This is a genomic window from Pseudomonas sp. KK4 (assembly GCF_001984065.1).
In the GTDB taxonomy this organism is placed as follows: Bacteria; Pseudomonadota; Gammaproteobacteria; order Pseudomonadales; family Pseudomonadaceae; genus Aquipseudomonas.
Genome location: NZ_LYVP01000043.1, coordinates 37,291 through 44,122, shown reverse-complemented (window position 1 = coordinate 44,122; position 6,832 = coordinate 37,291). Strand labels below are relative to the sequence as shown.

5 protein-coding genes are annotated in these 6,832 nt (G+C 63.4%); 4 read left to right on the top strand and 1 reads right to left on the bottom strand.

Going from position 1 to position 6,832, the window contains the following annotated elements; translation table 11 throughout:
• Positions 1–140 precede the first annotated feature (140 nt).
• The 4 genes from B0W55_RS16055 to B0W55_RS16040 all read left to right on the top strand — a co-directional run bounded on the left by B0W55_RS16055 (position 141) and on the right by B0W55_RS16040 (position 5,219).
• Positions 141–695: a fimbrial protein gene (locus tag B0W55_RS16055; protein WP_077046918.1), complete on the top strand. Its 555-nt coding sequence runs from the start codon at positions 141–143 to the stop codon at positions 693–695.
• A gap of 81 nt (positions 696–776) precedes the next feature.
• Positions 777–1,532 (top strand): molecular chaperone, encoded by a 756-nt coding sequence (locus tag B0W55_RS16050; RefSeq protein ID WP_077046917.1) that lies wholly within the window; start codon positions 777–779, stop codon positions 1,530–1,532.
• A gap of 35 nt (positions 1,533–1,567) precedes the next feature.
• On the top strand, positions 1,568–4,066 hold the full coding sequence (locus B0W55_RS16045) for a fimbria/pilus outer membrane usher protein (RefSeq protein WP_077046916.1): 2,499 nt from the start codon (positions 1,568–1,570) through the stop codon (positions 4,064–4,066).
• 61 nt (positions 4,067–4,127) lie between these two features.
• Positions 4,128–5,219, top strand: a complete 1,092-nt coding sequence (locus tag B0W55_RS16040) for a fimbrial protein (protein WP_077046915.1) — start codon at positions 4,128–4,130, stop codon at positions 5,217–5,219.
• Between the two features lie 124 nt (positions 5,220–5,343).
• Here the strand turns inward: B0W55_RS16040 and B0W55_RS16035 are convergent, their stop codons facing one another.
• Positions 5,344–6,786 carry a hypothetical protein gene (locus B0W55_RS16035; protein WP_077046914.1) on the bottom strand — a complete coding sequence of 481 codons (1,443 nt, stop codon included), beginning with the start codon at positions 6,784–6,786 and terminating at the stop codon, positions 5,344–5,346.
• Between the last annotated feature and the right edge of the window lie 46 nt (positions 6,787–6,832).

Here is a 6,832-nt window from a genome sequence, read left to right as displayed (position 1 = left end):
TCCCCCCCCCACCGCCCTTCCTAGAATCCGCCCGCCGAAACACTCGCTTCCCCTCATCAACGTTTTCACGCTGTCAAAAGCGTGCCGCACCGCTGCCGTTTCGGCGTGACGCACGGGCGGACCTCAAAGGATTTGCACACATGAACAAAACGCTCATCGCCCTGGCCCTGGGCCTGGCAACCTCCCTGGCGGGCACTTCCGCGTTTGCCAACAGCGTCGGCCAGGTGAACTTCACCGGTAACATCAACGCCAACACCTGCCCGGTCTACCCGATCGATCCAGGTACTGGCGCTCCTGGCCCGATCAACCTGGGCAGCGTTGCCGTCGTCGACTTCGGCGGCGCAGCCGACACCGAAACCGGCGGCCGTGAATTCGCGCTGCAGATCAAGGACGGCGCGGCCTGTGGCTTCAGCGCCGGCGACACCGCCACCGTGCGCTTCGACAGTACCCACGGCAACGCCGGTACCGACGGCAAGTACTACGGCATCCAGACTGGCGGGGCCACCGGCGTCGCACTGGCGATCAAGGACAAGGATGGCAACAACGTCGACAGCGGCACCCCGTCGCGTCCTTATCCGCTGAACGCGATCGGCGAAACCCGCATGGCGTTCCACGCCAAGTATCGCTCCACCGCGGCAACCGTGGTGCAGGGTCCGGTGATTGCCAACATCAACTTCCTCGTCACCCTCCCGTAACTCTCACCCTTGAGCGCAGAGCCCGTCTGCGCTCAAGGGCGTGCGCTGCATTGCGCGCCCCGCATCGCCCTGAGGTATTGCATGTTCCGTTCGATCAAATCCTTACGCCGACACAGGACCGCGCGCGGCTGTGCCCTGGTCATGCTGTTGCTGTCCGTCCACGTCCCGGCCAGCCACGGCGCCCTGACCCTCAGCGGCACCCGCGTGCTGTTCGAGAGTGACAAGCGCAGCGTCTCGCTGGTGGTCGCCAATCCCAGCGACAAGCCCTATGCGGTCCAGGCCTGGGTCAACACCAGCGCCGATGACACCACCACCGCCGTGCCGTTCGCGGTGTCGCCGCCCCTGTTCCGGGTCAACCCGGGCAAGGAGCAACAACTGCAAATCAATGGGTTGCCCAACAACCTGCCCACCGACCGCGAGTCGCTGTTCTTCTTCAACGCCCAGGAGATTCCCCAGGCCGAAGGCGAGCAGAGCAACGTGCTGAACATCGCCATCCGCACCCGCATCAAGCTGTTCTACCGCCCTGCCCAGCTCCAGGACAACCCCAACCTGCGGCTCAAGGACCTGCAATGGTCGGTCCAGCAGATCTGCGGCAAGGCCAGCCTGGTGGTGAACAACCCCACGCCCTTTCACTACACCTTCCATCGCGTGCAAGTGAGCGCCAACGGCAAGACCCAGACCCTGGCCACGCCGCCCATGGTCGCGCCGCTCGATCGTCAGGTGTACGCCCTGGACCAGGTCAAACCGGGCCCGGACCTGGGTGTGTCATTCACCACCATCAATGACTACGGCGGCATCACGCCAGCGATGAACCCGTCCGTCCAGATCAGCCGCTGATCGCCGATCGCCTCCAATAAGCCAGGAAGTTAATGATGAGTCCTTATTCGGGTCGCCGGCGCCTGCCCGCTCGCCAGCGTTTTGCCCAGTTGTTCCTGATCGGCAGCGGCAGTGCCGCGCTGGTCGAGGCCGGGCCCGTGCTGGCGAGTTCGCCGCTGTCGTTCCAGAGCGGCTTCATGCACCAGGGCGTGGGGCAACCGGCCGACGCCGGGCAACTCACCCTGCAGGCGCTGGCCGACGCCCAGGATCTGGGCCCGGGCCGCTACCGGGTCGAGGTCCGTGTCAATCACGAATACAGGGGCCAGCACGAGCTCGACTTTGTCCGCCAGGGTGCCGACCAACTCACTCCCTGCTTCGACGCCGAGTTGCTCGAGCGCTTTGGGGTCAAACTCGACGCCATCGCCGACCCCGAACAGCTCCAGGGGTCGTGCCTGCAACTGAAAACCTTGATCGAAGGCGCACGTACCGACTTCGACGGTGGCCGCCTGCAACTGGCGATCTCCATTCCGCAAATCGCCATGCGCCGCGATGTCACCGGCTACGTCGACCCCGAGCGCTGGGATGACGGCATCAATGCGGCGTTCGTCAACTATCAGGTGTCGGCCCAGCAAGGCTCCAATCGCTACGGCTCCAACAACAGCCAGGACCTGTACCTGAACGCCGGGCTCAACCTCGGCCCCTGGCGCCTGCGCACCAACCAGAGCGGCCGTCAGGACAGCCGTGGCGAACGGGAATGGACCCGCGCCTACACCTACGCGCAGCGGGACCTGCCCGGGATGAACGCCAACCTGACCCTGGGCGAGGCGTTCACCGGCGGTGACATTTTCAAAAGCCTGCCGATCAAGGGCGCACTGATCAGTTCCGACGCCGGCATGTTGCCCGATGCCATGCAGGGTTATGCGCCGGTGATCCGTGGCGTGGCCTTGAGCCGCTCGCGGCTGGAAGTGCGGCAGAACGGCTATCCGATCTATTCGACCTACGTCAGCGCCGGCCCCTACGAAATCGACGATCTGAGTACCGGCGGCGGCAGCGGTGAGCTGGAAATCATCCTCACCGAAGCCGATGGACAAGTACGCCGTTTCACCCAGCCCTACGCCACGCTGGGCAATCTGCTGCGTGAAGGTTCGTGGCGCTACAGCGCGGCGGCCGGCCGTTACAACGCCTCCAGCCACATCGATGACCCGTTGTTCTGGCAAGGCACGCTGGCCATGGGCAGCGGTTGGGGCTCGACCTTCTACGGCGGCCTGATGGCCAGCGAGCATTATCAGGCGACCAACGTCGGTATCGCCAAGGACCTGGGCAGCTTCGGCGCCCTGGCCCTGGACGTCACCCGTTCCGATGCCGACCTCGATACCCGGGACGTGGACTCGGTCCAGGGCACCAGTTACGCGATCAAATTCGGCAAGACCTTCCCCACCCGCACCAGCCTGCGCTTTGCCGGTTATCGCTACTCCACCGAGGGCTACCGCGACTTCGATGAAGCGGTGCGCCAGCGCAGCCAGGACGCGAGTTTCCGCGGCAGCCGCCGCAGCCGTCTGGAAGCGGCGGTGTACCAGAACCTCACGCCGAGCAGCTCGTTGACCCTGTCGCTGTCCCAGGAGGACTTCTGGCGCAGCGATTACCAGCGCCGGCAGTTCCAGTTCAATTTCAACACCCAGCACCGGGGCGTGGGCTACACCCTGTTCGCCAGCCAGTCCCTGAGCGACCGCGATGAACGCAGCGATCGCCAGCTCGGCTTGAGCATCACCCTGCCCCTGGACTTCGGGCACACCAACTCGGCGACCTTCGACCTGCAAAAGAACGGCGACAGCTACAGCCAGCGGGCCAGCCTGAACGGTGCGCTCGATGGCAACCGGTTCAACTACCGGGCCTCGGTGGCCAATGAAGACAACCGCCAACAATCGGCGGAGCTGTCGATGGGGTACCAGATGCCGTTCGGCAACGTCGGTGCCGGCGTCAGCCAAGGCAACGACTACCGCAACGTGTCGGTGAACGCCACCGGGGCCCTGCTGGTGCACGGGGACGGCATCGAGCTGGGGCCTTATCTGGGGGAAACCGCAGGGCTGGTCGAAGTGCCGGGCATCAAGGATGTCGGCGTCGCCAACGTACCGGGGGTGCGCACCAATGAGCGGGGTTATGCGCTGGTGCCTTACCTGCGGCCCTACCGGGTCAACCAGGTGGAACTGGACACCGATCAATTGGGGCCGGACGTCGAGATCGACAACGGCACGGCGCAAGCGGTGCCTCGCCGTGGTGCGGTGGTCAAGACCACCTTCGCTGCCCGTTCGGTCAATCGCATGGTGATCAACGCAACCTTCAACGGCCAGCCGCTGCCGTTCGGCGCGCAGGTCAAGGATCGTGACGGTGAAGCCGTCGGCGTGGTGGGCCAGGCCGGCCAGTTGATGCTCAGCGTGGATGATCAGCCGCAGTCGCTCGAAGTTCGCTGGGGTGATCAGGCGTGCCGGTTGGACATCGATCCGCAACGTACCGAGCCGACCCAGGGTTATCGCCTGCAGGACGTGACCTGTCGTTGAAACGCACTCATTCAGAAGGCGCCGCCCGCTGCGGCGCCTCGCTTATCGAAGGAAAAGGTTCATGAAATTATCACTGCGCCGGGGCATCGGCCTGGCGGGTATCGTGGCGGGATGGCAGCTGGCGTTGCCGGCCGTGGCCAACACCTGTGTCTGGGACAGCGCGCCGGGGCCGCTGGACTTTCAGGCGAACGTCGGTACGGTATATGTGCCGCGTGACGCAAAGATCGGCAGCGTCATCGGCCCGGACATCAATTGGGTGCAGACCGGTAATCCCGGCAACCTGGGCATCACCTGCAGTAACGATGGCAGCGTCACGCTGAACTTCAGCGCCCTGCCGGTCGCGCCCATGGACCGCAGGTATCACGAGCCCATCGGCGGCGAGGACGTCAGCGGCAAGATTTTCATGACCAACATTCCCGGCGTGGGTGCGCGGGTCACCCTGGAAGTGCCTTTCGAGGGGAATTTCGACAATGAATTCGTGCCCATTGGCGGCAAGCCGATCGTGCCCTTTGAAGCGGAAATCACCCGCACCCTGCTGTCGCCTTTCAAGCTGTCGCGCCTGCGCAGCAAAGTGACCCTGGTGAAAACCGGCAACATTCCCCCGGGGCCGCACCTGTTGAGCCGGCAGATTTTCGACGGCCACTTCACCGGTATCGGCAAGGGTTTTCGCTACGGTTTGAACGGCACGGTGGTGCAATCGCAATGTGCGGTGGGCGCCAATCCGGTGAGTGTCGACCCGGTGCCGCTGGGCGATTGGGACGCCAAGGACTTCATCCATCCAGGCTTCACCACCGCGCCGACCGACTTCACCATCACTTTGACCAGTTGCCAGTCGGATCCGTCCAGCGGCAACGAAGCCAGCGCCCACATCCGCCTCGACGGTGCCAATGGCTCGTTGCCCGAAGGTGACGGCAGCCTCGGCGTGTTCAACCTCAGCCCGGCCTCGACGGCCGCCGGAATGGGCATCCAAGTGCTGCACAAGGACGGCGTGACCCCCGTGCCCCTGGGCAATGATGTGGACTTTGGCGTGATCAAGGATGGCCAGGACAAGGTGCTGGATTTCAAGGCGCGTTTCTACCAGATCAAGAACAGCACCGACATCCGCGCCGGCAAGGCCGAAGGTTCACTGAGCTTCACCCTCACCTACCAGTGACGCTGAAAACACAGACAACTGTAGGCGCGAGCTTGCTCGCGAGAGTGGTCAACGATGACACCGGCTGCCTGACCGCCTTGCGCAGTCCGGGACGCCATCGCGAGCAAGCTCGCTCCTACAGATGTCAATCCCTGAGCATCGGCCTCAGCTCGATGAAGTCGAACCAGCGGCCGCCATCGTCGAAGCTGACGGTTGTCTTCACCGTGAACCGCAGGTCACTGTCCAGCCCAAGCATGAACCCTTGGGTGATCCTTGCCGCGACACCGCCGGTGACTTCGTCCGGCAGTACCTTGCGCGGCTCCAGCAGGGTCTCGCTTTTACCGCCCCCGGTCACTGTGAGGGTGATCAGGCAACGCGTGCTGATGTAAGGCCACTTGGGCTGGATCACCGGCAAGCCCGCTGCGGTGATCTGGCTTTTGTACACCGGGTCGCTGTGGGGGGCTGCGAGTTGAGGGGTGGGCAATTTGCCCGGGGGGAAGGCGCGCACCTTCAGGGTCAAGCGCATCGAGGGCATCGTCGAGCCGTCCGGCAGGTGAATCAGGTAGGACACCGGTAACGTACTGTCGAGAAATCCCGCAATGATTTCCTTGTCGATCTTCACATCCCGGGCATCCGGGTCGACAGGCACTGACACGGCACCGGGGCTGCCTGGCTCACCGAACCAGATCTCGACCTGATCGTCCTTGAAATAAACCGCGTCCGCCGGAATGCGTACGGTTGCCCCTTGCAGGGTTCTCTCCGGATTGAGCTCACCCCAGTCCGACGGCTCATCCTCGATCTCCATGACCCAGGGGTTGGGCGCATAACGGGGTGGCCGGATGGCTGCCACCAACAACGCCACGGCATCGGACTCAAGCGTCGGGTTGGATGCGCGGTCCTCGACCCGATAGCTCACCTCACGCTGGCCATCCCCCAGGTTGCGAATGAAATCACCGCTAAACGTCAGCGTGATCGGGTCGGTGTAATTGAGGTGTGTCAGCGGATCGCTGCGCAGTTCGCCCCAGGTGCCATCGTTTGGATTTTTCCAGGTGGCGATCACCACATCACCCGGTGCCGGGGTTCTGTAGGCAGGAACCCTGGCAAGCACCCGGTCGCCGTTCTGCGGTTCGGCCAGGTAATCGGCAGTCAACGCATTGGGCGGCAACACGGGCGCAGGGAAAATCAACTTGTTGTCAGTCGCCAGAACCGGCGGGGTCACATCGATGGTGAGGGTATAAGGCAGGGACGCATATTCATCCCCGGTGTAACTGGTCACCTCGTACAGAAGTTCGTGCTGACCTTCGCTCAGGTAGCGCACCGGGACATCAATGAACAAGTCGGAAGGGGCAATCGGATGGGTCGTGTATTTTTTGCGCTCGACACTGTCACCGTCCCAGAAAAGCTCGGCATATTCCGGGTCCTGGTCCGAGGGTTCAGAGTTATGCCATTGCGGGAACTCGACCCTCAAGTCCTGGTTCTGAGCGCTGCGTGGCAGCAGATGCGGCTCGCCGCCTTCAATATCGTCCAGCACGCCAACCGGTTTGGGGTCTTCCAGCGGTGCGAGACTTTCCTGATTGCTACCAAGCATGAGCTGTTCTCCGCTAAATAAAGCAGTCACGAACAGTAGATACGTT

Coding starts and splice junctions, on each gene's coding strand:
- B0W55_RS16055 (WP_077046918.1), top strand. CDS start 141: ATGAACAAAACGCTCATCGCCCTGGCCCTGGGCCTGGCAACCTCCCTG.
- B0W55_RS16050 (WP_077046917.1), top strand. CDS start 777: ATGTTCCGTTCGATCAAATCCTTACGCCGACACAGGACCGCGCGCGGC.
- B0W55_RS16045 (WP_077046916.1), top strand. CDS start 1,568: ATGAGTCCTTATTCGGGTCGCCGGCGCCTGCCCGCTCGCCAGCGTTTT.
- B0W55_RS16040 (WP_077046915.1), top strand. CDS start 4,128: ATGAAATTATCACTGCGCCGGGGCATCGGCCTGGCGGGTATCGTGGCG.
- B0W55_RS16035 (WP_077046914.1), bottom strand. CDS start 6,786: ATGCTTGGTAGCAATCAGGAAAGTCTCGCACCGCTGGAAGACCCCAAA.